Here is a 26,364-nt window from a genome sequence, read left to right on the forward strand (position 1 = left end):
CAATAAATAAACAGTGATATATTTGTGAAGCACAAGGCTTAGACAGTAGATGGTCTATCTAAAATAATCAATTCATGAATTTACCTCCATATCAAATATTTCCAAGCTTAATAACAAACAGGCTTACTTTGAAACAGATTGAAACCAAAGATATTAAAGATATTGTTGAAATTTCTTATTATGATGCTGTACAGGCAGTTGACGTACAACAAGCCGAGCAAATGCAGCATAAAATTAATGAAGACTATTTAAATGGAAACTCCATTCACTGGGGGATTTTTGATAATATAACTAACAAAATTGTGGGTACTTGCGGTTATTATCGCGGATTTACTGCTGGAGCAGGAGAGTTGGGGTGTGTTTTAGTACCACAGTATTACGGAAATGGATATATGACCGCAGCAATGATGTTAGCGATGGATTATGGAAAGCATTCGATGAAGCTTCACCGTATTTATGCGGTTACTTCTAAAAGTAATCAAAAAGCCATAGGACTTTTAGAGCGTTTGAATTTTTCTAACACAGCCGAATTGGAATACGACGATTTGGAGTACGAATGGGAAGGTTTAAAAACTATCTGATATCACGGATTAAAATAAAAAAGAGGCTTAGATTGTAAATCTAAACCCCTGTTGAAAAAAAATTAATAAAAAACGACAATTATTGTTTCAATACCCAAGCGAAAATTAGGGGAGCTACTATAGTAGCATCAGATTCAATCATATAACTAGGAGTATCAATATCCAATTTACCCCAAGTGATTTTTTCGTTGGGAATACAACCGGAATAGGAGCCAAAAGAAGTCGTTGAGTCGGTAATCTGACAGAAATAGCGCCATTTTCGAATGTTTTCTTTTTCAAGATCTTGTTCCAACATGGGAGCAACACACATGGCAAAATCTCCCGCTATACCACCGCCAATTTGAAAAAATCCAATTCCTTGATCTACGGCATTTTTTTCATAAAAGTCGGCTAACCAAACCATATATTCAATACCACTTTTTACTGTAGAAGCTTTGAGTTCACCTTTGATTACATAAGAAGCAAAGATGTTTCCCATAGTCGAGTCTTCCCATCCCGGTACTACAATGGGTAGATTGCGTTCTGCTGCAGCGAGCATCCAGGAGTTTTTAGGGTCAATTTCATAGGCATCTTCCAATACACCACTTAACAGTAATTTATACATGTTTTCGTGAGGAAAATAGCGTTCACCATCTCGTTCAGCATCTTTCCAAATCTTTTCAATATGATGCTGTATTTTGCGAAAGGCTTCTTCTTCGGGTATACAGGTGTCTGTTACTCTATTGTATTTATTTTGTAACAAATCCCATTCATCTTGCGGTGTTAAATCGCGGTAGTTTGGAATTCTTTTGTAGTGTGAATGGGCCACTAGATTCATAATATCTTCTTCTAAATTGGCACCCGTACAACTTATAATATCCACTTTTCCTTGTCGGATCATCTCTGCTAGTGAAATGCCCAATTCCGCAGTACTCATGGCACCGGCCAATGAAATGAGCATTTTGCCTCCGGCAAGCAGGTGTTGCTCATATCCCTTTGCAGCATCTACCACAGTTGCTGCATTAAAGTGTAGATAGTTTTTCTCGATAAATTGCGAGATAGGACCTCTTTTTTGTTCCATGATATAAAATAATATAAAGGGTTTTAGCTTTTTTAAGGATTAAAAATCAACATGATAAATACAAAGAATAACACCAAATGCATTATTCCCATGACCGGTGTAGTACGTTTACCTAAAAAGCTAATCAAACTCAATAACAACGTAATGACAAACAAGATCGTTTCGGTAGCACTCAATCCAAATAGAACGGTTTTTCCTGTTAACATACCCACGATGAGTACGGACGGTACTGTTAGTCCTACCGTGGAGACAAAGGCGCCATGGCAAAGGTTAATAGCCCGTTGAAATTCGTTATTTAAAGCCGCTTTAACGGCCGTCATGGATTCTGGGGTAAATACGATTATCGCTATCAATACACCGCCTAATAAGGGCGGTAATTGAGCCGCTTTGATTCCGTAGTCAACCACGGTTGCCATGTTATGAGAAAGCAAAACTATGGGTAATATCATGCCCAATAGTATAAGCGATCGGATGAGGATTTCGTTTTTATTGTTTTTTGACGACTGTATCTCTGCGGGTATTTCCTCGTTTTTGGGAATTGTGGACGAATAACGTTCTGAGAATGGAATTTCCATAGAACCCGCTTTGGGTTGTATATACAAATGTTGGTATCCCTTCATTTGCATAAATAGAAATAAGCCGTATAAAACGACAACCAATGAAGACAGTACTATGGCTTGGGTATTGGAAAACATCCCTTGACCAGCTCCTTCTATAAAATTGGGCAACATCATGGAAATCCCACCTAACATAATAATCATACCTAAGTACGAAGTCGTTCCCTGTGCATTGTATTCTTGCTCGCCGTATTTTAATCCACCCAACAAAATACAAAGTCCAATAACTAAGTTCATGATAATCATCATTACAGAGAATATGGAGTCTTTTCCGATGGTAGGAAATTCGCCTGGGCCCAACATCACCGCGGAAATCAAGATAACTTCTATGGAAACGATGGATAAGGTCAGAATTAAGGTTCCATAAGGCTCACCGAGCTTATGAGCCAGTTCATCGGCTTCTTTGACAACGCCAAATGCGGCACCTATAATGGTAGTTAACAAAATTAAAAAACCAATAGCCGCTGTAATGGAATCTATAGAGTCGCCTAAAAACCTATTTCCAACTAACATAAAACCCAGTACGATAATCCATACCAATACCAAGCGGATACGGGTATTCTTAGGTATAATTTGAGATAGGGTTAAGGAATTTACAAGTGGTAATTGAGACATTGTATGGCTTTATTTAATGGTTATTAAAACAAAGCAAAATTAGAGACAATAATAACCACCAAAATTATCCTATGATAATTAATGGAGCTTGTGGTATTATTTTTCTTTGCGAATGCGGCTCAAACTAACAGGCGTAATCCCCAGGTAAGAAGCAATATATTTTAGAGGTACTCTTTGTATTAAAGTTGGGGACTCGGCCATCAATAGATCATAACGTTCTTTAGCTGAAAGCAAATCATTGGAAATCATTCTGCTCTCAATTTTTAACAACTCTATTTCCGCTAATTTCCTACCCCAATTGGCGATGTGAATATCGCTCTGATACAATTGATTTAGTCGCTCTATGTTTAGTTGAAAGAGTACACAATCTTCAAGCAACTCAATGTTTTCATAGCTCTTTTTATTTTCAACATAACTGCGCATTGATAATATGGTTTCACCCTCTTGACCAAACCAAAACGTAATGTCGTGATCTTCTTGTGGTGCAAAAGCGCGAACAATACCACTTTTAATCAAATAAATATGATGTTCGATTTTATCGGCTTTAAGCAATATATGGTTTTTTGGATAAACCAATTCCTCCATCTGATCCTTTAAAATCATTCTCGAATTTTCAGGCAGCTTATATATGTAATCTAAAATTTGATCTATTTCCATAATCTTGATTTTTCAACGAAGATGTAACTATCAAAATTTTGAGGAATAACATCTATTCAAAGGTATAAAAAAAGGTGAAATACGCCAGTCTTTTGAAACTAGTTCCTTATGTAAATCCAATTAAATCACTTTATAAAATAGGCCTTGTTTTTACTACTTTTGATATAGGGCTACTATGACTATAGCAGCAAGTCAATTTTTGATACTTAAACACCAATCAATAGGGGGCAGACAAGAGTTTATAAAATGTCGTTTGCCTGTCTATATCGACATTATGACTATAATGTGAGAGATAACAAAATCAATAAGGCAAATCCTACCATAATTATAAATAGGTTTTTTAAATTAAATAGAAATCCTTTTTGACTTCCAGGTATTTGTACTAGTTGTACAATAGCAATACGCAGTTGTTTTTGATTTAGAAAACTTAGAATCAGCAATAAGACACTGTAGTAAATGATAGATCGTAATGCCGTAACTTCATAAAAAATATCAATTAACAAGATGTTTATAAAAATAGGCCATAAGAATAATATACCTAATAATTTGGTTTTGTCATACACCAATAGGAATACCGCCACGAGTTGAAAACATCCAAGTATAATTTCATAAAGAGGCGCATAGCCGTAGAATACCCAAACCAAGTCTTGAGGACTTAAATCTTCAACTTTATAGTGGAGATAGCTGTCACTACTTTGGCTAAATTGTACATTCGTTATTTTGGCAACAGCATAAATCAGTAGCGAAAACGACAAGTAAAAGCGAATGATATAATCTAGATATTTTACAACCGTAGGATTTATAAGTGTTTTCAATGACTGTAGATTAGGTGAAAGATATACGCTAATATAAGTAAAAGTATGCCTTATCCAAATCGTAAATATTTTTAAAATAACCGTTATGTAATAGTTTAAATAATTTTGCTTAAATCATTTATAATCAGTTTTTTATTAACTTATATGTAGCGTAAGCAAAAATCCTAACGGAGGTTTTTTGCTTACTTTACTGCATATTATATTTATTCCTATTCCTTCCAAGCTTTTTTAGAAATGCTATATATAAAATTCAACTTGGGTTCTTCCCCAAAATAAGGAATCTCTTCTTCTGCAATTTTTACTGCTCCTAATCGCTCAATGGCAATTTGCGAACGCACATTGTTTGCTCCAACATGAAAAAGAACTTGATCTACATATTGAAAAGCATAATCCAACATCGTATTCTTTACGGTAAGGTTAATGCCCTTTCCCCATTGAGAAACCGCATAAAAGGTATATCCTATTAAAATACTGTTTTCTGATGGGTTAAAATCATAGAATCGTGTACTTCCAATAATAGCGGCTGTTGCTTTGTCGATAATTTTAAAAGCGCCTTTACTCAGCATAGCACCTTCAAAGAAATTGCGAAATACCTCGCGTTGCCAACGGTCTTTATTGGGGTGTTGCTCCCATATTTTCGGATCTGAAGCAACCTGATACAAGGCTTCAAAATCTTGTTGTACTAAAGGGGAAAGTAAAACTTTGTCATTTTCTAAGGTGGGTTGTATATCAAAATACGATATCACGGTTTTTAAGGACTTTTTCATCAGTATATCGATTTGTTCGTCCTCACCTAATTTAAAAATGTGCTGTCCAAATTCAAAAAAACCATTTTTTTCGTAAAATCGGATCGCTCTGGCATTTCTTTCCCATACGCCAAGCCAAATGTAATCGACACCGTGATTATTAGCTTCAATCAAAGCTTTATCATACAGCGATTGCCCTACTTGTTTACCGTGAAATTCTTTTGATACATATATACGCTCAATTTCAAGGGCATTATCATTTTGTTTTTCGGTCTGGGAGTTTCCGATATTCAATTTTAGATAACCGACAATACCTTCATTAGAAAGAGCAAAATAGAAGGAAGAGTTTACATTTTGTAATTCTCGTGTTAGTTTTTCAATGGCAAAACTCTCTTCTAAATAGGCGGTCATATTATCATCGCTATTTCCGGTAGAAAAGGTTTCGAAAAAGGTTTGTTGTCCGATTTTTTGAAGTTTCTCAAGATCGTTTAAAGTGACCTTTTGTATGCTAATGGATTCCATAATAGTAGTAAGCTAAAGTTTTTATTATATATAGTAGCAAGTTCGGTTTTAAAGTAGTGCTATTTTGTTTAATATCGTTAGGTTACTCTTTGGATATAAGAGCGTTATAATGCAATGTGCTGCGTTTGATCACTGAATTACAATAGTTTTTATATAAACAATCACACTTAAAAGAATAAAGTTACTGGAATTGTTCGAACCGATGGATCTATTAAATGTTAATAATTTTGATCAAAATTTTTTAGGCAGTTTACAAAATCGTTACTTAGCAAATTTTTTAGAACCGGCTACACAAAGGATAACTCCGACGGTAACCAATAACATACCCATACTTACCTGCTCTTGTAATAAAGTTGCGGATAAGCCTAAACCAAAAAAAGGCTGTAAAAGTTGCAATTGGCCGACCTTAGCAATACCCCCTTGAGCCAATCCTTTATACCAAAAGATAAAACCGATAAACATACTAAAGAAACCGATGTATAATAAGCCAATCCAAGCAGTAGTATTTATGGTTTCAAAGTCTGATGGAAGGTAGAAATAACTCAGCGGTAGGGTGAGGGGTAGGGAAATAACTAATACCCATGATATGACCTGCCATCCGCCTAAGTTTTTGGATAATTTAGCTCCTTCTGCATAACCCAGCCCACATAAAATGATCGCTAACAACATCAATATATCTCCAAGCAGTGAGGTTTCTATACCTTGTGATATGGCATAACCCATAACCAGAAGACTACCCATTAAAGAAAAAAACCAAAATATTTTAGAGGGACGTTCGCCACCGCGAATCACTCCGAATATGGCTGTTGAGAGGGGAAGCATAGCTAAGAAAACCAAGGAATGAGCTGATGAAATGTGTTGTAGGGCAAAAGCAGAAAGTATGGGGAACCCCAAAACTATTCCAAAGGCAGTAATCAATAATGATTTAAATTGGAATTTGGAAGGCCGTTTTTCTTTAAACCACAATAAGGCGACTAAAGCGAGTATTCCGGCAATAGTACCACGGGCTCCGGTTAAGAAAATCGGATTAAAGTCCATTACTGCTAATTTAGTCGCAGGCATCGATCCGCTAAAAAATACGACTGCAATAAAGCCGTTAATCCAGCCACTAGATTTTTGTTCTATGGTAATATCAGCGGTTAGGGTGGGATTTAAATGCTGTTTTGTATTCATTTGAAATGTATTAGATAATGTGTCGTGATAGTCAAAACGAGCTACGACTATTTTTCTTTACAAAATTACTTTACTCCCACCAGTAAGTACAGTAACAGTTTTGTATATTTACATGGACACAGTTGTATGTTTTTATATTTATGAGTAAACGTTTTAAGTATAGCGAGATTGCGAATAAAATAGCCTTTCAAATTGAAGATGGAATTTTAAAGCGGGGAGATAAACTACCTTCTATTCGAGAGTTAAGTCGCGATCATTCCGTGAGCATTAATACGGCCAAACGGATATATTGGGAGTTGGAAGCTCGATCTTTGATTGAGTCTAAACCGCAATCTGGTTTTTTTGTTACGACTCATTTAGAAGCTGATTTACCGCTACCACATCCCAGCAGTCCTTCATTAATGGCTAATGATAGCGAGCCTTCGGAGTTGATTACTAAGGTGTTCTCCAATATGGGTAAGGCCGATTTAACCTTGTTTTCGATAGGTATTCCTTCGGGAAATTTGTTGCCGTTGAGTAAGTTGAAAAAGGAAATTGTTTATGCTACTCGAGAGCTAAAAGATGGAGGTACGGAATATGAATTACTACAAGGTAACCTTAAATTGAGAAAAATGATTGCTCAACGATCGCAGAGCTGGGGCGGCAATTTTAATGAAGACGATCTAATAACGACCAGTGGAGGAATGAATGCATTATCCTTTTGTTTGATGGCCTTGGGTAAACCTGGAGATACGGTGGCGATGGAAAGTCCCTGTTATCCTGGAGTTTTTCAATTGGCGATCAGTTTGGGATACAAGGTGATCGAGTTGCCGACCCACCCAATTAGCGGTATCGATATCAATGTTTTAAAGGCGGTAATTCCAAAAATCAATATGTGTTTGTTGGTACCCAATTTTAATACGCCTTTGGGAAGTTGTATGCCTGATGAAAACAAAAAGATGGTGGTTGACTTATTAGCAAAAAACCAGATACCGCTCATTGAAGACGATATTTACGGTGATTTGTATTTCGGTAATCAACGACCAAAATGCTGTAAGTCCTTTGACAGGACCGGAAATGTTTTGTATTGTAGCTCGGTTTCAAAAACTTTAGCACCTGGATATCGAGTAGGGTGGATAGCACCGGGTAAATACAAAGAAAAATTGTTAAAACTAAAATTGGTACATTCGTTTTCTTCTACTTCAATTATTCAGGAAGCCGTTGGTAATTTTTTAAAGACGGGACGTTATGAAAATCACTTAAAACAATTGCGCCGCACTCTGCAACAAAATTATCACAATTATGTACAAGCGATTATCGAGTATTTTCCCGAGGGAACTAAAACCAGTAGACCACAAGGTGGATTAGCCCTTTGGGTCGAATTACCAAAAGGTATAGATACAGTAAAACTGTATGATATGGCGATTAAGAAAAGAATCAGCATTGCTCCTGGACGGGCGTTTACCTTACAGAATCAGTTTGAAAATTGTATGAGACTGAGTATTGGTTTGCCTTGGGATGAGGATTTAAAACTAAAGTTAAAAGAATTAGGATTTATAATTAAAAAAATGCATTAATCTGTTTATGTGGATTTTGCAGTTGTTTAGTTAAAGTTTTTAGTTAATTTTATTTGTTAGCTGAACTTCTTCTTTAAAAAAACTCTTAAATCAAGCAAGCTTGTTTTTTTTGGTATTGTATCGCTGTAAATGGCATGTTCTGTAATTTTTAACAGCACAGTTCCCACTGTCGAAATAGTAAAGTTTATAGGGTGTTAGCATCATTTACAACTTCCTTGAGAATTGCCATACCATTGATTGCGGATGGGAAACCAGAATACACCGATATCAATAACATTATTTCTTTGATCTCTTCTACTGTTAATCCTATGTTTAGTCCAGCTTTTATATGGAATTTGAGTTGAGCAGCGGCGGTTCCTAAAGTTGCTAAAGCTGCAATTGTAACTGTTTGTCTGGATTTTTTATCGAGATTTTTGCGGGAATATATTTCACCATATCCGGTTTCAAGAATAAATTGAACCAGCTCAGGTGAAAAGCTTTCGAAATTCTCACGCAGTTTATGTTCTTGCATACTGTCGAGCAAAGCTAATTCTTTAGAGCCTTTTTCCAATAGATTCGTTAAATCGTCGGTCTGAAACATTTTTCCCTCTATATCATCAATGCCTTGTTTTTTTCGTTCTTCTAGTACTTCCCGAAAGGTATTCATCGCGCAAATACTTTTGGGGAAACCGACATATGCCGACATTTGAAGAATAACTTCTTTTACTTCATTAATGGTATTTCCCGTATTTAAAGCTCCATTAAAATGTACTTTCATTTCGGGTATTGCTCGTTGTGTAATCAACGAAGATAGGGCGACTAACTCTTTCGACTTATTTGGAAGTTTATCGAGACTGTAAACACTACCAAAAGCGTATTCAATAATAAGATTAGCCAATTCTGGTGAAAAGTCTTGTAGTCCATTAATCACTTTTTCTCCTGCTTCTCCATCGATTTGCTGTAACTTGTTCCATCCAATAGGGTAACGTGCTGATTTTTCCATCTGTGAATACATATTTAATATGGGTAAAAGTGCGAGTATAATAATTGTGAAATTTCTCATTTTTAGAGCTTTATAACAAAGATAAAAGAACAGCAAACGGGGTTATAGGACTTTTACTATTGTTTTCGGTACTTTTTAAGAAAGTCTGATGGGCTAAGCGTGGTTTTCTTTTTAAAGAAACGCGAAAAATAGGAACTGTCTTCAAAACCTAACTGGAAAGCGATTTCACTGACATGCTGATCACTGTACAATAAAAATCTTTTTGCTTCAGTTAGCTTTATATCTAATACATACTGTTTGGCAGTGGTTCCCAAATATTTCTTGCAAATAGCATTCAATTCGGCTAAAGTGAGCTGTAATGCGTTGGCATACGATTCTATGGATTGGTTTTGAGTTTCCTTTTCAGTTACTAACTTTTTAAAAGCGATAATATGGGGATTGGTGGAATACTGTTTACATTGATTTAGTTCGGAAAATCTTTCGCAAAGTCGATAAATATATTTGATATCAATAATGATATCGCGCTGAGATTGAAAGTTTTCAATTAAATCAGGAAACACTTTGGCGAGTATGTCCTTAGATCGACCATGGATATCTAAATAGGGAAAGCGATAATTCAAATTCAATTCTTCTCCAAGTACGCGATCGATAGTGAGTATGAATCCCCGGCAATTATCTGAATAATCCCAATTGTGAATTTGTTTTGGACTGACAAAAAAAACTCTATTGGGTTTGATCTCATATTCCTCAAAATCGATTACATAAGAACCTGTTCCTATAGTAAACCAGACTAATGAAAAAAAGGAATGACGGTGTGCCCATTCTACATCAGGATCTTCAGTATTTTCAAAAGTCCCTACATAATACGGAATGTAATCTGGGGCTAGCGCTAATAAATCCGAGATTGCATATACTTTTAACATGTTGAAAAATTATAAAATTTTTATTTTTACGATTTGTCGATCACCCTATTGTTTTAATTGTTGATAAATGGAAACAGTTCAATTTCTTTTTCTGCCAACGCATATTGCTGGCATATTCTACCGAACAAATGGGTTTTCAATAATTATTTTTATCTTATTAATAGGTTTGATATTTAGTAATAGTAACCACTTGGTTATTAAGGTACTAAAAGGTATCTGTTTTTTCAAATATAATATAAAAATAAAAATGTCGTTTATTTTTAAAACTTTTACTAGGAAGTTCATTATCGTAAAAAATAATGATGGAATCGAGTATATGATGCAGCAAGGTTTTCGGCAACGTCTAACCTCCTGTATTGGGTTCGAATGCCGCAGCTACAGTTGAAAAAATAGTTTGGGAAGTGTTTCATTAATAAACTGGCGACTTCACTAATCCATTTAATAATTATCTTTGCCATTACCATAGCTAGTTTTAGATCTGCATTAAGCGGTTTAAGGATGTATCGCTATATTATTTTTAAGCAACTATATATGAAATTAAATATTGTTTTAGAGCAGTTTAAAGTAGCTGACTTTAAGTTGTACTTTGAGTTGGTTAGCGACGAAAGCGTCATGGAAATGATTACGGAAAGAGCCCTGCCGTTAGCCGAGGCTCAGGTTGATTTTGCAAAATTGATTAAAAGTAATGCACTCGATTTGCAGTACGGTAGCTTTAAAATTATTGACCGCGATACGGGTGACTTCATAGGATTGGCCAAATTGGAAATAGAAGAATTAGGTAGTGTTACGGCCGAATTGGGCTATATGTTGTTACCGGAATATTGGGGAAAGGGAATTGGTAGTTTAATTGCTAAAACCTTGATTGAAAAGGCACAGCAGCGCAATCAGCTACAAAAATTAGTAGCTATAATCGATCCTAAAAACAGTCCTTCTCGAAAAATTTTAGTCAATAATAGATTTGAATCCGTGTCCTTTGAAGATTTCGATGGATTGCCTGGAGAAATACTCGAATTAAAACTCCATCGTTAAAGGGGCTTTTTTGTAAATCGCGAAACATTTGAAATTAGGATACTTCTTCGAATCTAAATCGACATATTTTCTCTATCAACGCTTTGGGAAGCGGTTTTTCATAGGAGAATTGATAGTTCCCTTGCTGCATTTATAAGTGCTTAAATCATCTTTAAAAGCAGTTATAGCGCTGGGAGTAGGGTAAAAGCCGATATGGGAGGGATAGACCGCAAAAAATACCAATATTTTCCGATACCTATAGGCAGGCATATTATAACTGATTACTTCTTCGGCTTGGGGTAAGGCCGATTTAATGATGTTGCGTAGCTCGATAGCGCAATCGAAGTACTCTGAGGAAATACCGTTTATATACTGATCGACACAGGTGTATTTCTCAGGCGTCATAGGCTATTTTTTTCTATAGTTAATATACGATATTTAAGGCTATTATCCAAATAAAAAGTTAGGCTATTTACGGTAAAGAACAAAAAAGATGCCCAGTTTTTGCTGGGCATCTTTATAGTATATAGATAATTACGTGAATTACCACGCTATGGGAACATAATCTTTTAAAAACTTACCACACCAGTGCTTACCTGTATTGATTCCGTCAAATAAGGGGTCCATAACTCTAGCGGCACCATCTACGATGTCTAGAGGTGGTTGAAAATCTTCTTCTTCTTGTTTTCTCTTGGCCATTTCTGCCGGATCTTCGTCGGTTACCCAACCCGTATCGACGGCATTCATATAAATTCCCTCTTTTGCTAAAGAAGCTGCTGCTGTATGTGTAAGCATGTTTAGTGCTGCTTTGGCCATATTGGTATGCGGATGACGGTCGTCTTTATAGCCATGGTAGAATTTGCCCTCCATCGCAGAGACATTGATGATGTGTTTTTGACCGGTTTGATCTTTCTTCATTACTTCTGCAAGGCGGTTGCACAACACAAAGGGTGCTACGGAATTGACCAATTGCACTTCAATCATTTCCGTGGTTTCAATCTGCCCGAGTTTTAAACGCCAGCTGTTGGTTTTGCGCAAATCTACCTGCTGTAAATCGGCATCCAATTCGCCTTCAGGGAATACTTCTGTGGCGACGAGGGCCTTGTCAAACGAATAGGGAATCTGTGATAATTGGGCAGAAGCTCGCAATCCAATTCCCGGTTCGGGACCGTGCCAAGTTACCGGCATGTTTTGATTCGATGAAGCACCGCTGGTCAATAACTTTAATTCCTGTAAACAGGCTGTATGATCGAGTAACAACTCTTGTACCGCCTTGGGTAGCGATTCAATGGGACGTTGCTCGTTATCCATCAAATGGGCATAAAAACCAGATGGTCTACGTACGGTTTGAGCGGCATTGTTGATTAGTATATCCAAGCGACCGTATTTTTGTTCAATATAATTGCAAAAGATTTCTACACTTGGTATATGTCTCAAATCCAATCCGTGAATCTTTAAGCGATGTCCCCATTCCATAAAATCGGATTCCTTGGCAAAACGAATAGCGGAATCCACTGGAAAACGGGTAGTTGCAACAACCGTTGCTCCACCGCGCAATAACATCAAAGTGATGTGATAACCAATTTTTAATCGCGATCCGGTGATTACGGCTAACTGCCCTTTGACATCGGCTGTTTGAAAGCGTTTGGCATAGTTAAAATCGCCACAATCGGTACACATAGTATCGTAAAAGTGGTGTAGGGTAGTAAAGCGGGTTTTGCAAACATAACAATTTCTTGGTGTTTCCAATTCCAAAGGTTCTTTTCGAACTAAGTCGTTATAAGCCAGTAATTTTGGTGCAACGAAAACAGCCGCTTCTCGAGCATGACGAATTCCCGTCACTTTACGAGCAGTTTTGTCCTTATTTTCCTTTTTGCGTTTAGCAACCAGCCTTCCGTCTTTTTTTCTGCGCGCCAGTTCATCGCGATCCGGTCGTGAAAATTGACCTGCAGCCTTAATCAAGGCCGTGCGTTGCTCTTTGGGTATATCAAAAATCTGATCGGTATCCGTGTTGAGTTGTGTTAATAAAGCAATGCATCTGTCAATATCTGCGGCACTTATCTCTTGAATAGAAGGTGTTTCCTCGTTCGTCATCATAAAAAACAATTCAATCTTGGCAAAAACACCAAGGGTGCAAAGATAGGTTTTAAGCGCGTAATATTTATGGTGAAATAATACTTGAAGTGCACATTTTCAAAAACCGCCTAATTCAAAGCACACGATCGAAATCATATAGAAGCAAAAATATTTATTAAGGGTCTCCTAAAACCGTAAAAGTACCTTCTGTTGAATTGTTGCAATCATTTAACAATGCTTTTAGAAAGTTGATTGTTATTATATTATATTTTAGCTCAATCACCAAAAAATAAAAGCATGCGTATAAAACTATTACTTTGTTTAGTATTACTTTCTTATGTCGCTCTTGGACAGGCAAAAAAACCAGAAGACTTTGGTTTACAACATATAGAATATACCTACAATGGAGATCCAGTCGATATCTTGATTAAATCCAAAAAAGGGGAGGAAAATATAAAAAAACCGCTCTTTTTTCTATGTCAAGGTAGTTTACCACAACCGCTTATCAGATATGACGAACGCGGTCAGTATCCAACTTTCCACTTTAATACGGATAGTTTGGCTCAAAAATACCACTTAGTGATTGTGGGAAAACCGTATATTCCCCTAATGGTGGAAATTAAAGATTTGGATAAAAAGAGCCAAACTTACATCGACAGCACTGGAAAAGTACCTGTTGAATATACAGATCGCAATTATTTGAGTTATTATACCCACCGCAATATCGCAGTGATTAAATACCTGCAAAACCTCGCTTGGGTTTCTTCAGAAAGACTAGTGGTAGCCGGACATTCCGAAGGAAGTACTGTAGCGGCAAAAATGGCTCTCGATTGTGATAAAATTACGCATTTAATCTACTCTGGGGGCAATCCACTTGGGCGGATTATGTCTATTATTACAGAGTATCGATTTAGCGAAACGGTCGAACAGCCCAATGCAGAAAATGCTCTGGCATATTGGCAAAATGTCGTTGACGACAAAACGAATCTGAGCGACGAGCACGGAGATACCTATCGCGCAACTTATGAATTTTCTGAACCTTCGATAAACCATCTGCAACAGTTGAAAATTCCGGTTTTGGTCACTTATGGAACCAAAGACTGGAGTGCCTCTGCAAACGATTATTTACGCGTCGAAATCATCCGTCAAGGAAAGAAAAATTTTAGCTTTATACCTGTTATAGGTACCGAACACAATTTTTTCCCAGTTGATCAAAACAACATTCCCAATTATCAAGTGAAAAATTGGGGAAAAGTAGTCAGAGATTGGGAGATTTGGTTAGCGGCTAATTGAGATCGATGCTGTTTTGTTGAATGATGTTCATTATCAAACTCAAATCTTTATTACAACCAAGATATTTAAGGTTTACAATTGATCTTTTCGAATACCATTTTTATCAAATTTCCGTCTTAAAAACACCTCAACAATAGGAACTACGAGTACAGATAAAAAGGCAAATGCAAATAAAGGAAATACTACTGCGGTTTCTTCTTCAAATAGGTAAGGAGCTATTAGGCTTAATAAGATTAGGGCGATGATATTAAACAAAAATATTTTGTTAGCTAGTTTATTGGCATAAACCCAAGTTTCGTCATTTTTGACAGATAAACGGCTTTTATATCCAAAAAAACTCGGTGTCGCTGGAGTGTATTTCCAACTTATAAAGAGTAACACCAACATAACTGCAGCCGCACATAAAGAAGGTATCATCATGACTTGTAATAGCGTTTTTAAATTATAATCGGCAATATATTAAATAGACGATACAATCTCAAATTCTTAATGATTAAAATTTTTTTATCTTTGAAATATGGAAGATATCTCGATAAATACAATAATTAGAACCGCTACTGCAGCTGATTTACCTCAATTAAATGTTTTTTTACAACAGTTAGTCGATGCCGAGCGACCATTTGATCCGACCTTAAAACAAGGTGAGCTATTTTATTACGACATCAGCAAAATGATAGACGACAGCACTACAGAAGTTTTAGTAGCGGAAGTCAACAATCAACTTATTGGATGTGGTTATGCACAACTACGGTCTACCAAGGATTTTCAGATTCACGATGCTTTTGGTTATATCGGTTTTATGTTTGTAACTCCAGAATACAGAGGTCAAGGTATCAGTAATCTGTTGCTTATCCAATTAAAGAATTGGCTTTTAAACAAGGGAGTTAGCGAAATCAAACTCGAGGTGTATTATGAAAATACTGCGGCTATTCGCGCTTATGAAAAGGCGGGATTTAAAAAGTTTACCACAACGATGCGAATGCAAATCGGTGACTAAGTTTTTATAGATTCTAAAGAAATGTTTTTGGTCTTGAAGTTAAGATTTGTAAGCGGAGCCTGCTGATTCGTTAAAACCTTTTTTACAAGGGAAAGTAATTCGGTTTTGGAGAACTGATAACAACCACTTTTTCAAAGCGACCGTGATGGCTTATCGAAACGGGCTGCAAGCTATTTTTAGCTTCGTTAATCAGATTGGGAATGCCGTTATGGTCTTTTATAACCTCCGTTTTGTCAATTTCAACAACCTGATTTAAATCGGACAACAGTGCTGTTGCTATAGTATGTACACAATCAGGAGATAAATATGATTGGGTATAGTAATACACTCCTTCGCAGAAAACCTGACCTAGTGCCATGGTTTTATTATGTATAACTAAGTTGCAAATCAGCTTTTTGGGAATGTATGCTCGTATTTTGGTTTGCCGGTTATAAATTTTATAAGCGGCTTCTTTCATGCTCCATAACAGCCAAACTGCTAGTTCGGGATCAGAACTATGGGCTATATATAACTGTTCCTCTTCTACAAACAATTTTTGTATAAAACCCTTGCGCTGCCAATTACTTTGACAACGGGAGAGTTGCAAATCAATAACGTCGTTGCCGATCATTTAGCAGCCAATTTGGTCTGTATGATTTCCATAGCGGTTTTAACATCGAGCATGCGTTCCATTTCGGCATTATCTATAATGATATCAAAAGCGCTTTCAATATCGAGTACAATATCAACTAGATTAGCTGAATTGATCTGGAGATCCTTGATAAAATCTGTTTTTTCTGTAAGGTTTTTATGAGCCTCAAATTGATCGGTATAAGGTTTTACGATATTTTTTAATTGTTCGATAAGTTCTTCTTTGTTCATGTTTTAAGATTGTAAGATTAATTGTTATACTTTTTAAAGACCAAGCAAGCATTAACATCGCCAAAACCAAAACTTGCTTTGGCTATGATGTTTAAATCGGTATACAGCGTTTGTCGTGGTATTTGTGAACAATCGATTAGAGAGGTGATTTCCGGATTTGGGTCTTCGCAATTGATGTTGCCAAATACAAATCCGTGGTAAAGCTGTAATACGGTAGCTACACTTTCTATACTACCAGCAGCGCTTAGGCAATGTCCCGTCAGGCTTTTTAAGGAGTTGATATAAGGGAAATCAGCACCGCTGCGTTGGAGTGCCTTGGTCCAGTTTTCAATTTCCAAGCTATCTTTGGACGTTGCTGTGAGATGACCATTGATGGCGTCAACCCTTGATGCTTCTGTACCGGTATTTTTTAGAGCTTGGGAAATACAACGTTGTACTGCTTCACTATTAGGTGCTGTCATACTACCTGTGCCGCGTTGTCCGCCGGAATTTATATGTCCACCAAGTATTTCAGCATAAATAGTAGCACCCCGTTCTAAGGCGCTATCCAAATCTTCGATGACTAAGGCGCCTGCGCCGCTCCCGGGTACAAATCCCGATGCCGTAGCACTCATCGGACGGGAACCGGCTTGGGGAGCATCATTGTATTTCGAACTGCAAACGCGTAAAGCGTCGAATCCGGCCCAAATATACGGACCGCTGTCTCCAGTGCTGCCAGCTAATATGCGTTTGGCTTTGCCTAATTGTATGCGGTCATAAGCCATTAATATGGCTTCGGTTCCCGTTGTACAGGCAGAAGAGTTGGTCGTGACTTGATTGCCCAATCCCAATTTGCCGCCCAGGTATGCACTAATACCGCTATTCATGGTTTGAGCAACAACAGTACTGCCCAACCTTCGCGTTTGCAATCCGTCTATTTTATAAATGCTTTCACGAAATTTATCGATACCCGATGTACCCGCACCAAATATAGTTCCGCTATCCCAATCGGGATTGGAATTTTTATCCATAGGCAGTCCAGCGTTCTTCCAGGCTTCTATACCTGCTACAACACCGTATAAGATTCCCGTACTGTTAAAACCGCGAAGTTCGAGTTCGGTGAAATATTCCGATTTAAGTGCTGCTGAAATCTCTGGCTGCCCAGCTATTTGACAGGAAAATTGCAATTGTTGTAACTGAATGTCGTGCCGAATTCCCGAAACACCATGCTTTATTGCCTGTGTAAACATAGGAATTCCAACCCCATTTGGGGCCACCACACCCAGTCCTGTGATTACTACGCGTTTCATAATCTAGCGGTAATCATACCGGATAAGGTGCCTTTGCAGACTTCCTGACCCGCCTCGTTTTTCATCACCACCTCACATTTAAGTTTTCCAAACCTAAAGAACGTTTTTTGTGAGCTAACGGTAACTTTTTCATTGGGATAGACCGGTTTTAAAAACTGTACATCTGCCGAGGTAAAGGCGATAACCGTATCTTTTTTAAGTTCGTTATGAAGCAAGAAAATTCCCAGACAGACCATACCGATTTGTGCCATGGTTTCGGTTAAAATTACCCCCGGAGTTACCGGATTATTTTTAAAATGGCCTTGGTAAAAATCGAGCTTTTCGTCAAAGGTATAAGTTCCTATTACGCCATTTTCATCGGCATGAAGCAATTCATCTACAAATAAAAAAGGTTTGGTATAGGGCAATTGTGCTATAATATCATTTAAGTTCATCATCTGTTTTTTTAATAAATTACCATTGTAATAAAACCCGTTGTGCCGAAAATCCTGGACCAAAACTCAGCATCAACCCCCTTTCTCCCGCTTGGGGTTTACGGTCGATTATGCGTTCTAACACATAAAGCACTGTAGCACTAGACATATTGCCGTATTGCATCAATACCTCTTTGGTGTCGTCGATGTCTTTTCCCAAACCAGAGAATAACTCCTCAACAGTAGCTACAATCTTTTTACCACCGGGATGAAAGATCATATAATCGATATCCTTGATCGTTATTTGATTCTTTTCTAAAAAAGGGTGTATGATTTTGTCAAAATGCAATGCAATGGTGTTGGGAACTTCGATGTCCAAAATCATTTGTAAACCGCCGTTGGTCAGTTTAAAACCCATCATTTGTTCTGAGTCATAAAAGTGATACATCTCTTGGTCGAGTATAACAGGACCGGAATCGGATTCATGAGACGACAAAAGACAACAGGCCGCTCCATCGCCAAAGATTGCGGCACTAACGATATTCGGCATTGAAAAATCATCGAGTTGAAAAGTGGTTGTAGGGGCTTCAACCGCGATGACTGCAGCGCGTTTACCCGGATTGGCTTTAAGGAAGTTTTTAGCATATAAGATACCCGAAACCCCAGCCGCACAACCCATTTCGGTAACGGGAAGCCTAACGATGTCCTGACGAAGTTTCATTTTATTGATCAAATAAGCGTCTAAGGACGGTATCATAATACCGGTGCAACTCACCGTAATAATATAGTCTAGCGATTGCGGATCCCATTGGGCTTTGTCCAATGCTTTTTGGAGAACCTGCTCTCCCAAAACGATCACTTCTCGACAGTAAATGTCGTTTTTTTCTTCAAAAGAAGTGGCTGTAAACACCTCCTGAGGTTCCATAATGGAATAGCGTTTATGAACGGCTGCACTTTCAAAAATCTTTTTTACTTTTTTTATAAAGCGGTCGTCTTGTCCCTGCAACCAAATATCCAGATAAGGAAGTATTTCGGTTGTAGTGCGGGAATATTGCGGTAGTTGCTTGGCAACCGTTACTATCTTTACGTTCATATCTTAGTGATTATCCATTGGTATCGAAAGGCCCATTTCCACAGCACGGTATAATTTCTTAATTGTAAAGTTTCGGAAAAATTGATGAGTTCTTCTTTTCGAAAACCCCTCAATATCGATACAAGACCGTCTTCTCTAGACATGTGTTTTAATCCGAAAACAATACTAATAATAATAAATAGCCTGTAGGCCAGTTTACTGCGTTGCAAATCGTTTATCACGACTCCCAATCGGGCGTTCGAATTAAATATAGTGATTAAATCCATTACTTTTTCATTTGAAAAATGATGTAGGGTTAGCGTACATAAAGCAATATCGTATTTCAAATTTTGAAAATCCGCACTAAAAATATCGATACAATCGTAGGTAATATTGGGGTAGTTGGCCGATAATTTTCGAGCGTGATTTACGGTAAAAGCATTGGCATCAATTCCTATTAACTTAAAATTTAAGCCATTCTTGATGCCGAAAGTGGCCAACATTCGCAGCATATCGCCATTTCCACAGCCAATATCAGCAATGCAAACGGTATTAGAACAATCCGTTTGTTTTAATAGCTTGCGTAGGCCATTAATAGTGAGTTTGTTACCTCCTAAGAGTTGATTGATTCTCGCAATTTTATCCAAAGCCTCGACTAGTTCTTCGCCTTCAAGCGAAAAATCGTCCATGATTTCGGTTTTTTCGGTTCGGTATTTGATGTTGATGCTCATGAGATGGCTATGGGTTTACCGTGGGTTTGCTTGATAATCCAGGGCAAGAGGGATGGTATGGTAGTTGCGAAATGGAACAATATATTGGTCAAACTTTCATATTGTAAAGCTTTGGCTAAAATCCGACCCATAAACAAGCGTTTACCGAAATGATTTTCCCATTGTGCGGCATAGGATTGTTCTAAAAGTTTACGAGAGGCTATTTTACCATTGTAAAAATCCAAGACCAATTCTGACGCTATTTTTGCCGCATGTATAGCCATGGCCATGCCGTTGCCGCAAAGCGGGTGAATCAGTCCGGCGGTATCGCCGATCATCAATATATGCTTTTCTATTGTTGGTTTTTTATCAAAGGATATTTGACTGATTGTTAGCGGTTTCTCAAACAAAGGGGTACTGTTTTCAAGGACTGCCTTAAGGTGTTTATTTGTGTACAATACTTCACGTTGATAATCGGCAATGTTTTTATATTTTTTAAAAGTCTTATAATCGGCTAAGTAACAGATGTTCACACTGTTGTTTTCTACTTTGGAAACACCGCAATAACCGCCTTTAAAATTGTGTAAGGCAACAAGATTGTTGGGGAAATCACTGGAATAATGTGCTTTTACGGCCAACCAAGCTGCTGTTTTATGAATGAAATCGCGTTTTAAAGCCAGATCTAAATTCGAGCGTTTTCCGTAAGCTCCTAATACCATTTTGCTTCTAAAAACTTGATCAGGAGTAGTGACGTCAAACAGCTCGTCGGAAAAATCAACTGCCGTAACAAGGGCCTGTATAATAGTACAACCGTTTTCCAACGCTTTTTGGTATAAATAATAATCTAGCGCATACCTACTAATACCAAAACCACCTAAGGGAAGTGAGGCATTTACCAATTTACCTTGACGGTTACTAAATTCGAGTTGCGTAATGCTTGTTGGTTTTAGATATTGGACATCAACCCCCAATTCTTCGAGATAGGAACAAATTTCATTGGAAACATATTCACCACAGACTTTATGCCGTGGATATGCCGATTTCTCAATAAGCATAACGCTTAATCCGCTGTTTGATAAATGTATAGCCGCTACTAGTCCCGCAAGGCCACCACCAATAATAATTACCTTGGGATTCGTTTTCATACAGCAATTTAACTATAAAAATGAAATAGTACCAAGTTTAACTGGGTTTATTTTGATTTTTGTTACGGATTTAAACTCACGGTCTATTGGACTTAAGTTTATAGTTGTTTTTTCCTAAATTTCAAATAAAGTGTGATAGGAATCGTTATAAAGGCTACAATTAATATGGGATAATTAATTTCCATAATTTCCATTTTAATCATGAAAACACAGATGATTAATAGTGTTATATAAAGAGTTGTTAAGAGTGATTTTTTCATTATAATCCGTTATTTTTAAGGTGGTTATGGTTGTGTTTTACACCTTTTTTTGCAAATAAATGTCATTTCAAATTTATGGCAAAACAAGGTTTTTTATATTGCGGATATTTTTTACTAAAATAACTAAAATATATTAAAAGCCATAATTTTTTTATAAAAGTAAGTATCCGAGCATTAGTGTTTTTTTATAATTTCATTAATCCTTTTTTGTTGTGTTTTATCTTTTTTGGCGAGTACAAGCGATTATCCAAGCAAAACACAAGGCAACGTTCACCGCTTCACTCCAAGTAATGGAATTTTTGTAGATCTTTTATTATAGTATGCCAAGCATACTGAGCCGGTGGAGAGATGGTTTTCTTCTAACCATTTTCGCCATGCAATGAGCGTGGTCGGGTAAAATATTTCGATTTCCGTTTTTTGCATGCTTGGTTTGTTAGAATAGCGAAATATAGTGAAATGTTCGTTACTTAGACAAGTAAATGAAAAGGAGGTTAACTAATTGAAAAAGTTTATATTCGCAAAAAAGGAATCTAATCATGAGTATCATTTTATTTGAGGAAAAACAACGTTTTAACGCATGGTGGTTAGTCCTAATCTTATTGATTCCCTTTGGTGTTATGCTTTATATTGCAACTAGTCAATTGTTGTTTCATGTAGCATTTGGTGATCAAATCATCAATGATGGAGCCCTGCTTATATTTATGGGTTTCTATCTGATTTTTTTTTTTTTTTTTTCAACATTCAATTGGTTACTCAGATAAAAACCAATGGAATACAATTTGTTTTTAGACCGTTTTCCGATCCGCATTTTTATCGATGGGAGGACATAAAAAGTATTTCTATTGTTGAATATGCCCCCTTAAGGGACTATATGGGTTGGGGGATTCGCAATGGTAAGGATGGTCAAGCATTTACTGTAAAGGGCAATAAGGCTTTAAAAATAGTTTTGAGCAATAACCGCAGTTTGCTTATCGGGACACAGCTTCCTCAAGAAATAAATGCTATTTTAAAAGCTAAAAAAAAAGTATAAATTAAATGCATAATCGATGAATCTGCGAATGGGCGTATTCACAAAATAAACTATTAATAAATATATTATAATGACAAAATACCTTTTACTAGTTCTTGCCTTATTATTTTTTGGGTGTAAAAATTCGGACTTTGATGATGCTTCTAAGCGCAATGAGGATTGGGTATATTGGATTGATGACAAGACAGGAGAAGGATTTTGGATACGTACAGGTAAAGAGACAACGGCTAAAGATGGTGTATATTATATGTTTTATTATAACGGTAAGATTTATGAAAAAGGAAAACTAAAAGACAAAAGAATAATAGACACCGTTTTTGTGTATGGAATAAATGAAGAATTGATTAGATATAAAGTCATCACTCCAGATACAACTCGTGAGATCTATGTGAAAAATGGTGGCTTTATTGAATATTATCAAAACGGTAGTGTATACCAAAAAGGCACGGTGACGGATAATAAGTTTAAAGACGATTGGATACGATATTATAAAAATGGGCAACCCGAATGGGTTCAAGATTTTGTTAACAATACAGGCGTGGTGACTTGGTATTTTGAAAATGGTGGTATAAAGGATATTTCAAATTGGAAAAACGATTTAGAAGATGGTGTAAGTACTTCTTTTTTTGCCAATGGTCAAATGGATATAAAATTAAGTTGGAAAAAAGGAATCAAAGAAGGTAAAAGTGAAATATGGTATGACAGCGGGATCAAAAAATCTATTCGTTATTTTAAAAATGATACCTTGGAAGGTCCGTACCAACAATGGACAATCAAAGGTCAAATAGAGGCTGAAGGTATTTACGTTAAAGGGCAGTTTAGCGGTGTATCGTGGCTGTACCATGATAATGGAGCCGTAGCTATTAGTGGAAATCGCAAAAGTGATAAACTAGATGGACTTTTGGAAAAGTTTGATGAAAAGGGAAATCTTATCAAAAGTTTTTATTTTGAAAATGGCGTGCGAATCGAGTAGGGTACAGCTGTTTTTTGAATAATTGAATTTTGAATCAAATAGATTCACGTGAAGAGAAAGTAGTAAGCTGGTTCTGCTCATAAATCACTTTTCTACTGTATGAGACAGTTTGCTTTTAGATTATGTATTGCAGGAGATAAATTGAAAACGGGAATATAGAGCCATCAGTTTCGTTAAAAGGGTGAATAGGCAGCCGCAAATCATTAAGAACCGTTGTTTTAGTGTTTTTAAGCGCTTTCGTATTGAACTTTAATAATACAAGTCGTGCTTAGGAAGTAAACGCTGTAATTCTTCGTATTGAGATTCGGGTAAAACCCACATCCGCCAAATACAGTAATCCGCGCCACTTTATACCTTTTATGGACTGTTTATAAGCCTCAAAATCTAGAGGATTATTACTCATGCCAAAAACCACTAGTTTTGAAAATCTTTTTACAAGATCGGGAAAAACACGCATTTTATTTCCATCGAGATACAATTCATTTAGATTCTTTAAATGCTCCATAGAGCTGGGTAAACTAGTAAAGGCTCTATTGGAGATGTTCAGTACTTTTAATTGGGGTAAGCGATCAAACTCATTTTGAATTACTTGTATTCGTCTGGATTCGTCGCCGTGATACTGTCCGCTGATCAAAAGGGTTTCTAAAGACGCAATCTCAAATGCTACTAGGAGAAACTCCTGAAAAGCAGTTGTTAATAAGGGCAGATATTTTAGATTCTTTAATGATTTTAAGCTTGGTGGCGGTTGGTTGAAATTGCGCGTTTACGTTATAAGAAGCCAACGACATTAACACCAAAACTACAAATTTTTTCATAGCACTATTTTAAGTTGAACTTTTTTTAGAATGAGCTCCAAAAATTCTAATTAGAACGATTTTATTAGGCATCAGTTAAGGTATATAGGATTCAACGAGTCTGTAACTGAAGGACTATTTCATTTCGGATGTAAAACTTTGAAAGCGAATAGGAGTTCGGTAAAAAAGAAAATAGTAAACGATAGTGACCTACAGCATTTATAAAGATAGAATTGAGAAAGGCAGCAGCGACTTAAAATCACTTTTACGATAAATTCAACACTTTTAGTTTATTTTGTTTTAAATGTTAAATAATGACTTTTATTTATTTTCTATCACTTTTTTTTAGCGATATTTTTTATATAATTATGTTTTTTTATTTTAAATAAAACACAAAAAATTAGAAAACACCCATAGTATATGTAAAACAAATTTGCTTTTTAATAAAAGATTTATCATTTTTTTTATATCTTTAGTCAGGGATTAATCAATATTTAACCATTGATGATTTTTGAAATTGCTGAGGAAATGGATGTTTTTTAGTCCGTTGCAAATGTTAAAAACCTATTATTCAAATTTTAAGAGGTTTTCCCATGAGATTATTTTAATTTACTAGATCATATGTAACGAAATCCCTTGGTCATTAGTTGGGTTTACGATATAAAATAAGAATTAATTAGGCGTGATTGCGCGTTGTTTTAACTGCTGATAACCATTATAAACTATAATATAATTTAATTATGAAAACATCAACAAGAAGAGAACATGATTTTTTAGGAGAGTTAGATATTCCAGATCATTTATACTATGGAATCCAAACTTTTAGAGCTGTTGAAAATTTTAATATAACGGGAATTCCCATTTCTAAAGAACCTTTATTTATTAAAGCTTTAGGTTATGTAAAAAAGGGTGCAGCCATGGCAAATAGAGATTGTGGTGCCTTGGATGCAAAAATTGCTGAAGCCATTTGTTATGGAAGTGATCAGGTAATCGCAGGTAAATTCAATCATGAATTTGTTTCTGATCTTATTCAAGGTGGTGCTGGAACCTCTGTCAATATGAATGCCAATGAAGTGATTGCCAATATAGGATTGGAATTCTTAGGACATAAAAAGGGCGAATACACTTTTTTACATCCGAACAACCATGTAAACTGCTCACAATCTACTAATGATGCCTATCCTTCAGCATTTAGAATTGCGTTATATCTTAAGATGGATAGCTTTATTAAAACTTTAGAAAAGCTGGAAGTCGCTTTTAGAGCGAAGGGGAATGAATTTAAAAGTGTTTTGAAAATGGGTAGAACCCAACTTCAGGATGCGGTACCGATGACTTTAGGACAAGAGTTTAATTCCTACGCTACTACGATTGGTGAGGATGTTAAACGACTTAAAGACGCTCAGAGTTTATTGCTAGAAATCAATATGGGAGCTACGGCTATAGGAACCAAAGTAAATGCTCCTGAAGGCTATCCGGAGCTATGCGTTAAATACTTAGCTAAAGAAGTCGGAATTCCGTTGACATTAGCGCCAGATTTAATTGAAGCTACAGTAGATACAGGAGCTTATGTGCAAATTATGGGGACCATGAAAAGAACTGCGGTTAAGGTTTCCAAGATTTGTAATGACCTGCGTTTATTAAGCTCTGGACCGAGAACCGGTTTTAACGAAATCAATCTACCTGCACGCCAACCGGGTTCTTCAATTATGCCCGGAAAAGTAAATCCTGTTATACCGGAAGTCGTAAATCAAACTTGTTTTTATGTAATTGGTCAAGATTTAACGGTAACCATGGCTGCAGAAGCGGGTCAATTGCAATTAAATGTAATGGAACCGGTTATCGCTTTTGCCATGTTTACTTCCTTAGACTATTTAGCAAAAGCTATAGATGTCTTAATTACCAAATGTATTAACGGTATCACTGCAAACGAGACGCATTGCTATAATTTGGTGATGAACAGTATCGGAATTGTGACTCAGTTAAATCCTATACTTGGTTATGAGGAGAGTGCTAGTATAGCTGGTGAAGCCTTAAAAACAAATAAAAGTGTGCATCAAATTGCCGTAGTGGAGCGCAAGCTAATTACGCAAGCAAAATGGGATGAAATTTATTCATTAGAAAACTTAATCAACCCCAAATTTATAACCTCTTAACCCTTAATAAACGAATTTAAATTTTTTAATTAATAGCTAAGAA

28 protein-coding genes are annotated in these 26,364 nt (G+C 36.5%); 9 read left to right on the top strand and 19 right to left on the bottom strand.

The window, feature by feature from the left end; genetic code table 11:
* The first annotated feature begins 128 nt into the window (after positions 1-128).
* Entirely contained in the window at positions 129-581 is a 453-nt protein-coding gene (locus tag KO524_RS05405) for a GNAT family N-acetyltransferase (RefSeq protein ID WP_255555152.1), read from the top strand.
* Between the two features lie 79 nt (positions 582-660).
* On the opposite strand, the gene KO524_RS05410 is transcribed toward KO524_RS05405, so the two are convergent.
* The 6 genes from KO524_RS05410 to KO524_RS05435 form a co-directional block, all read right to left on the bottom strand.
* A complete protein-coding gene (locus tag KO524_RS05410) occupies positions 661-1,641 on the bottom strand; it encodes a deoxyhypusine synthase family protein (protein WP_219291387.1) in 981 nt (326 codons plus the stop codon).
* 32 nt (positions 1,642-1,673) lie between these two features.
* Entirely contained in the window at positions 1,674-2,873 is a 1,200-nt protein-coding gene (locus KO524_RS05415; protein ID WP_219291390.1) for a calcium:proton antiporter, read from the bottom strand.
* A 96-nt stretch (positions 2,874-2,969) separates the two neighbouring features.
* Positions 2,970-3,530: a Crp/Fnr family transcriptional regulator gene (locus tag KO524_RS05420; RefSeq protein WP_219291393.1), complete on the bottom strand. Its 561-nt coding sequence runs from the start codon at positions 3,528-3,530 to the stop codon at positions 2,970-2,972.
* A gap of 278 nt (positions 3,531-3,808) precedes the next feature.
* Entirely contained in the window at positions 3,809-4,345 is a 537-nt protein-coding gene (locus KO524_RS05425; protein ID WP_219291396.1) for a hypothetical protein, read from the bottom strand.
* 209 nt (positions 4,346-4,554) lie between these two features.
* Positions 4,555-5,613, bottom strand: coding sequence for a GNAT family N-acetyltransferase (locus tag KO524_RS15505; protein ID WP_219291399.1), 1,059 nt, complete (start codon positions 5,611-5,613; stop codon positions 4,555-4,557).
* A gap of 261 nt (positions 5,614-5,874) precedes the next feature.
* Entirely contained in the window at positions 5,875-6,786 is a 912-nt protein-coding gene (locus KO524_RS05435; RefSeq protein ID WP_219291401.1) for a DMT family transporter, read from the bottom strand.
* A 140-nt stretch (positions 6,787-6,926) separates the two neighbouring features.
* Here KO524_RS05435 and KO524_RS05440 point away from each other — a divergent pair, with 140 nt between their 5' ends.
* Positions 6,927-8,342: a PLP-dependent aminotransferase family protein gene (locus KO524_RS05440; protein ID WP_219291404.1), complete on the top strand. Its 1,416-nt coding sequence runs from the start codon at positions 6,927-6,929 to the stop codon at positions 8,340-8,342.
* A 184-nt stretch (positions 8,343-8,526) separates the two neighbouring features.
* Here KO524_RS05440 and KO524_RS05445 read toward each other — a convergent pair whose 3' ends face one another.
* Together KO524_RS05445 and KO524_RS05450 are read right to left on the bottom strand one after the other, a co-directional pair.
* The gene (locus tag KO524_RS05445; protein ID WP_255555153.1) at positions 8,527-9,384 is read right to left on the bottom strand and encodes a carboxymuconolactone decarboxylase family protein; all 858 of its coding nucleotides are present in this window, start codon (positions 9,382-9,384) and stop codon (positions 8,527-8,529) included.
* Positions 9,385-9,440: 56 nt separating this feature from the next.
* Positions 9,441-10,247, bottom strand: coding sequence for an AraC family transcriptional regulator (locus KO524_RS05450; protein WP_219291407.1), 807 nt, complete (start codon positions 10,245-10,247; stop codon positions 9,441-9,443).
* A gap of 531 nt (positions 10,248-10,778) precedes the next feature.
* Here KO524_RS05450 and KO524_RS05455 point away from each other — a divergent pair.
* A complete protein-coding gene (locus tag KO524_RS05455; protein WP_219291409.1) occupies positions 10,779-11,276 on the top strand; it encodes a GNAT family N-acetyltransferase in 498 nt (165 codons plus the stop codon).
* Between the two features lie 75 nt (positions 11,277-11,351).
* Here KO524_RS05455 and KO524_RS05460 read toward each other — a convergent pair whose 3' ends face one another.
* Both KO524_RS05460 and KO524_RS05465 read right to left on the bottom strand, forming a co-directional pair.
* Positions 11,352-11,660 (bottom strand): iron chaperone, encoded by a 309-nt coding sequence (locus KO524_RS05460; RefSeq protein ID WP_219291411.1) that lies wholly within the window; start codon positions 11,658-11,660, stop codon positions 11,352-11,354.
* A 138-nt stretch (positions 11,661-11,798) separates the two neighbouring features.
* Entirely contained in the window at positions 11,799-13,352 is a 1,554-nt protein-coding gene (locus tag KO524_RS05465) for an SDR family oxidoreductase (protein ID WP_219291414.1), read from the bottom strand.
* Positions 13,353-13,628: 276 nt separating this feature from the next.
* Between KO524_RS05465 and KO524_RS05470 the strand changes: the two genes are divergently transcribed.
* Positions 13,629-14,624, top strand: a complete 996-nt coding sequence (locus KO524_RS05470) for an alpha/beta hydrolase (RefSeq protein ID WP_219291416.1) — start codon at positions 13,629-13,631, stop codon at positions 14,622-14,624.
* A gap of 72 nt (positions 14,625-14,696) precedes the next feature.
* Here KO524_RS05470 and KO524_RS05475 read toward each other — a convergent pair whose 3' ends face one another.
* A complete protein-coding gene (locus tag KO524_RS05475) occupies positions 14,697-15,044 on the bottom strand; it encodes an SdpI family protein (protein ID WP_219291419.1) in 348 nt (115 codons plus the stop codon).
* A 97-nt stretch (positions 15,045-15,141) separates the two neighbouring features.
* Here KO524_RS05475 and KO524_RS05480 point away from each other — a divergent pair, with 97 nt between their 5' ends.
* On the top strand, positions 15,142-15,621 hold the full coding sequence (locus KO524_RS05480) for a GNAT family N-acetyltransferase (protein ID WP_219291422.1): 480 nt from the start codon (positions 15,142-15,144) through the stop codon (positions 15,619-15,621).
* Between the two features lie 82 nt (positions 15,622-15,703).
* On the opposite strand, the gene KO524_RS05485 is transcribed toward KO524_RS05480, so the two are convergent.
* Genes KO524_RS05485 through KO524_RS05515 form a run of 7 tightly spaced genes read right to left on the bottom strand, consistent with a single transcriptional unit; the run spans position 15,704 to position 21,111 of the window.
* Positions 15,704-16,231 carry a 4'-phosphopantetheinyl transferase superfamily protein gene (locus KO524_RS05485; protein WP_219291425.1) on the bottom strand — a complete coding sequence of 176 codons (528 nt, stop codon included), beginning with the start codon at positions 16,229-16,231 and terminating at the stop codon, positions 15,704-15,706.
* On the bottom strand, positions 16,228-16,482 hold the full coding sequence (locus KO524_RS05490) for an acyl carrier protein (RefSeq protein WP_219291428.1): 255 nt from the start codon (positions 16,480-16,482) through the stop codon (positions 16,228-16,230). The genes KO524_RS05485 and KO524_RS05490 overlap by 4 nt, the downstream gene beginning before the upstream one ends.
* A 17-nt stretch (positions 16,483-16,499) precedes the next feature.
* Positions 16,500-17,774 (bottom strand): beta-ketoacyl-[acyl-carrier-protein] synthase family protein, encoded by a 1,275-nt coding sequence (locus KO524_RS05495; RefSeq protein ID WP_219291807.1) that lies wholly within the window; start codon positions 17,772-17,774, stop codon positions 16,500-16,502.
* Positions 17,768-18,205, bottom strand: coding sequence for a 3-hydroxyacyl-ACP dehydratase FabZ family protein (locus KO524_RS05500; protein WP_219291810.1), 438 nt, complete (start codon positions 18,203-18,205; stop codon positions 17,768-17,770). The genes KO524_RS05495 and KO524_RS05500 overlap by 7 nt, the downstream gene beginning before the upstream one ends.
* A 19-nt stretch (positions 18,206-18,224) precedes the next feature.
* Positions 18,225-19,277: a type III polyketide synthase gene (locus KO524_RS05505; protein WP_219291431.1), complete on the bottom strand. Its 1,053-nt coding sequence runs from the start codon at positions 19,275-19,277 to the stop codon at positions 18,225-18,227.
* Positions 19,274-19,987: a methyltransferase domain-containing protein gene (locus KO524_RS05510; RefSeq protein WP_219291433.1), complete on the bottom strand. Its 714-nt coding sequence runs from the start codon at positions 19,985-19,987 to the stop codon at positions 19,274-19,276. Before KO524_RS05510 ends, KO524_RS05505 begins: the two co-directional genes overlap by 4 nt.
* Positions 19,984-21,111 (bottom strand): NAD(P)/FAD-dependent oxidoreductase, encoded by a 1,128-nt coding sequence (locus KO524_RS05515; RefSeq protein WP_219291436.1) that lies wholly within the window; start codon positions 21,109-21,111, stop codon positions 19,984-19,986. The genes KO524_RS05510 and KO524_RS05515 overlap by 4 nt, the downstream gene beginning before the upstream one ends.
* A 796-nt stretch (positions 21,112-21,907) precedes the next feature.
* Here KO524_RS05515 and KO524_RS05520 point away from each other — a divergent pair.
* The 3 genes from KO524_RS05520 (at position 21,908) to KO524_RS05530 (ending at position 23,374) form a co-directional block, all read left to right on the top strand.
* Positions 21,908-22,132 (top strand): hypothetical protein, encoded by a 225-nt coding sequence (locus KO524_RS05520; RefSeq protein ID WP_219291439.1) that lies wholly within the window; start codon positions 21,908-21,910, stop codon positions 22,130-22,132.
* Complete coding sequence (locus tag KO524_RS05525) at positions 22,117-22,401, top strand: hypothetical protein (RefSeq protein WP_219291442.1); 285 nt, start codon at positions 22,117-22,119, stop codon at positions 22,399-22,401. The genes KO524_RS05520 and KO524_RS05525 overlap by 16 nt, the downstream gene beginning before the upstream one ends.
* Positions 22,402-22,471: 70 nt before the next feature.
* Positions 22,472-23,374, top strand: coding sequence for a toxin-antitoxin system YwqK family antitoxin (locus tag KO524_RS05530; protein ID WP_219291445.1), 903 nt, complete (start codon positions 22,472-22,474; stop codon positions 23,372-23,374).
* Between the two features lie 268 nt (positions 23,375-23,642).
* On the opposite strand, the gene KO524_RS05535 is transcribed toward KO524_RS05530, so the two are convergent.
* Positions 23,643-24,008, bottom strand: a complete 366-nt coding sequence (locus tag KO524_RS05535; protein ID WP_219291448.1) for a hypothetical protein — start codon at positions 24,006-24,008, stop codon at positions 23,643-23,645.
* 900 nt (positions 24,009-24,908) lie between these two features.
* On the opposite strand from KO524_RS05535, the gene aspA reads away from it, so the two are divergent.
* Positions 24,909-26,321 (top strand): aspartate ammonia-lyase, encoded by a 1,413-nt coding sequence (gene aspA / locus KO524_RS05540; RefSeq protein ID WP_219291451.1) that lies wholly within the window; start codon positions 24,909-24,911, stop codon positions 26,319-26,321.
* Positions 26,322-26,364: the final 43 nt, after the last annotated feature.

The sequence above is a fragment of the Flavobacterium sp. NKUCC04_CG genome, assembly GCF_019345525.1.
Taxonomy (GTDB): Bacteria; Bacteroidota; Bacteroidia; order Flavobacteriales; family Flavobacteriaceae; genus Flavobacterium.

Coding starts and splice junctions, on each gene's coding strand:
- KO524_RS05445 (WP_255555153.1), bottom strand. CDS start 9,384: ATGAGAAATTTCACAATTATTATACTCGCACTTTTACCCATATTAAAT.
- KO524_RS05505 (WP_219291431.1), bottom strand. CDS start 19,277: ATGAACGTAAAGATAGTAACGGTTGCCAAGCAACTACCGCAATATTCC.
- KO524_RS05490 (WP_219291428.1), bottom strand. CDS start 16,482: ATGAACAAAGAAGAACTTATCGAACAATTAAAAAATATCGTAAAACCT.
- KO524_RS05465 (WP_219291414.1), bottom strand. CDS start 13,352: ATGATGACGAACGAGGAAACACCTTCTATTCAAGAGATAAGTGCCGCA.
- KO524_RS05500 (WP_219291810.1), bottom strand. CDS start 18,205: ATGAACTTAAATGATATTATAGCACAATTGCCCTATACCAAACCTTTT.
- KO524_RS05435 (WP_219291401.1), bottom strand. CDS start 6,786: ATGAATACAAAACAGCATTTAAATCCCACCCTAACCGCTGATATTACC.
- aspA (WP_219291451.1), top strand. CDS start 24,909: ATGAAAACATCAACAAGAAGAGAACATGATTTTTTAGGAGAGTTAGAT.
- KO524_RS05450 (WP_219291407.1), bottom strand. CDS start 10,247: ATGTTAAAAGTATATGCAATCTCGGATTTATTAGCGCTAGCCCCAGAT.
- KO524_RS05520 (WP_219291439.1), top strand. CDS start 21,908: ATGAGTATCATTTTATTTGAGGAAAAACAACGTTTTAACGCATGGTGG.
- KO524_RS05510 (WP_219291433.1), bottom strand. CDS start 19,987: ATGAGCATCAACATCAAATACCGAACCGAAAAAACCGAAATCATGGAC.
- KO524_RS15505 (WP_219291399.1), bottom strand. CDS start 5,613: ATGGAATCCATTAGCATACAAAAGGTCACTTTAAACGATCTTGAGAAA.
- KO524_RS05455 (WP_219291409.1), top strand. CDS start 10,779: ATGAAATTAAATATTGTTTTAGAGCAGTTTAAAGTAGCTGACTTTAAG.
- KO524_RS05420 (WP_219291393.1), bottom strand. CDS start 3,530: ATGGAAATAGATCAAATTTTAGATTACATATATAAGCTGCCTGAAAAT.
- KO524_RS05485 (WP_219291425.1), bottom strand. CDS start 16,231: ATGATCGGCAACGACGTTATTGATTTGCAACTCTCCCGTTGTCAAAGT.
- KO524_RS05530 (WP_219291445.1), top strand. CDS start 22,472: ATGACAAAATACCTTTTACTAGTTCTTGCCTTATTATTTTTTGGGTGT.
- KO524_RS05470 (WP_219291416.1), top strand. CDS start 13,629: ATGCGTATAAAACTATTACTTTGTTTAGTATTACTTTCTTATGTCGCT.
- KO524_RS05475 (WP_219291419.1), bottom strand. CDS start 15,044: ATGATGATACCTTCTTTATGTGCGGCTGCAGTTATGTTGGTGTTACTC.
- KO524_RS05480 (WP_219291422.1), top strand. CDS start 15,142: ATGGAAGATATCTCGATAAATACAATAATTAGAACCGCTACTGCAGCT.
- KO524_RS05415 (WP_219291390.1), bottom strand. CDS start 2,873: ATGTCTCAATTACCACTTGTAAATTCCTTAACCCTATCTCAAATTATA.
- KO524_RS05410 (WP_219291387.1), bottom strand. CDS start 1,641: ATGGAACAAAAAAGAGGTCCTATCTCGCAATTTATCGAGAAAAACTAT.
- KO524_RS05440 (WP_219291404.1), top strand. CDS start 6,927: ATGAGTAAACGTTTTAAGTATAGCGAGATTGCGAATAAAATAGCCTTT.
- KO524_RS05515 (WP_219291436.1), bottom strand. CDS start 21,111: ATGAAAACGAATCCCAAGGTAATTATTATTGGTGGTGGCCTTGCGGGA.
- KO524_RS05460 (WP_219291411.1), bottom strand. CDS start 11,660: ATGACGCCTGAGAAATACACCTGTGTCGATCAGTATATAAACGGTATT.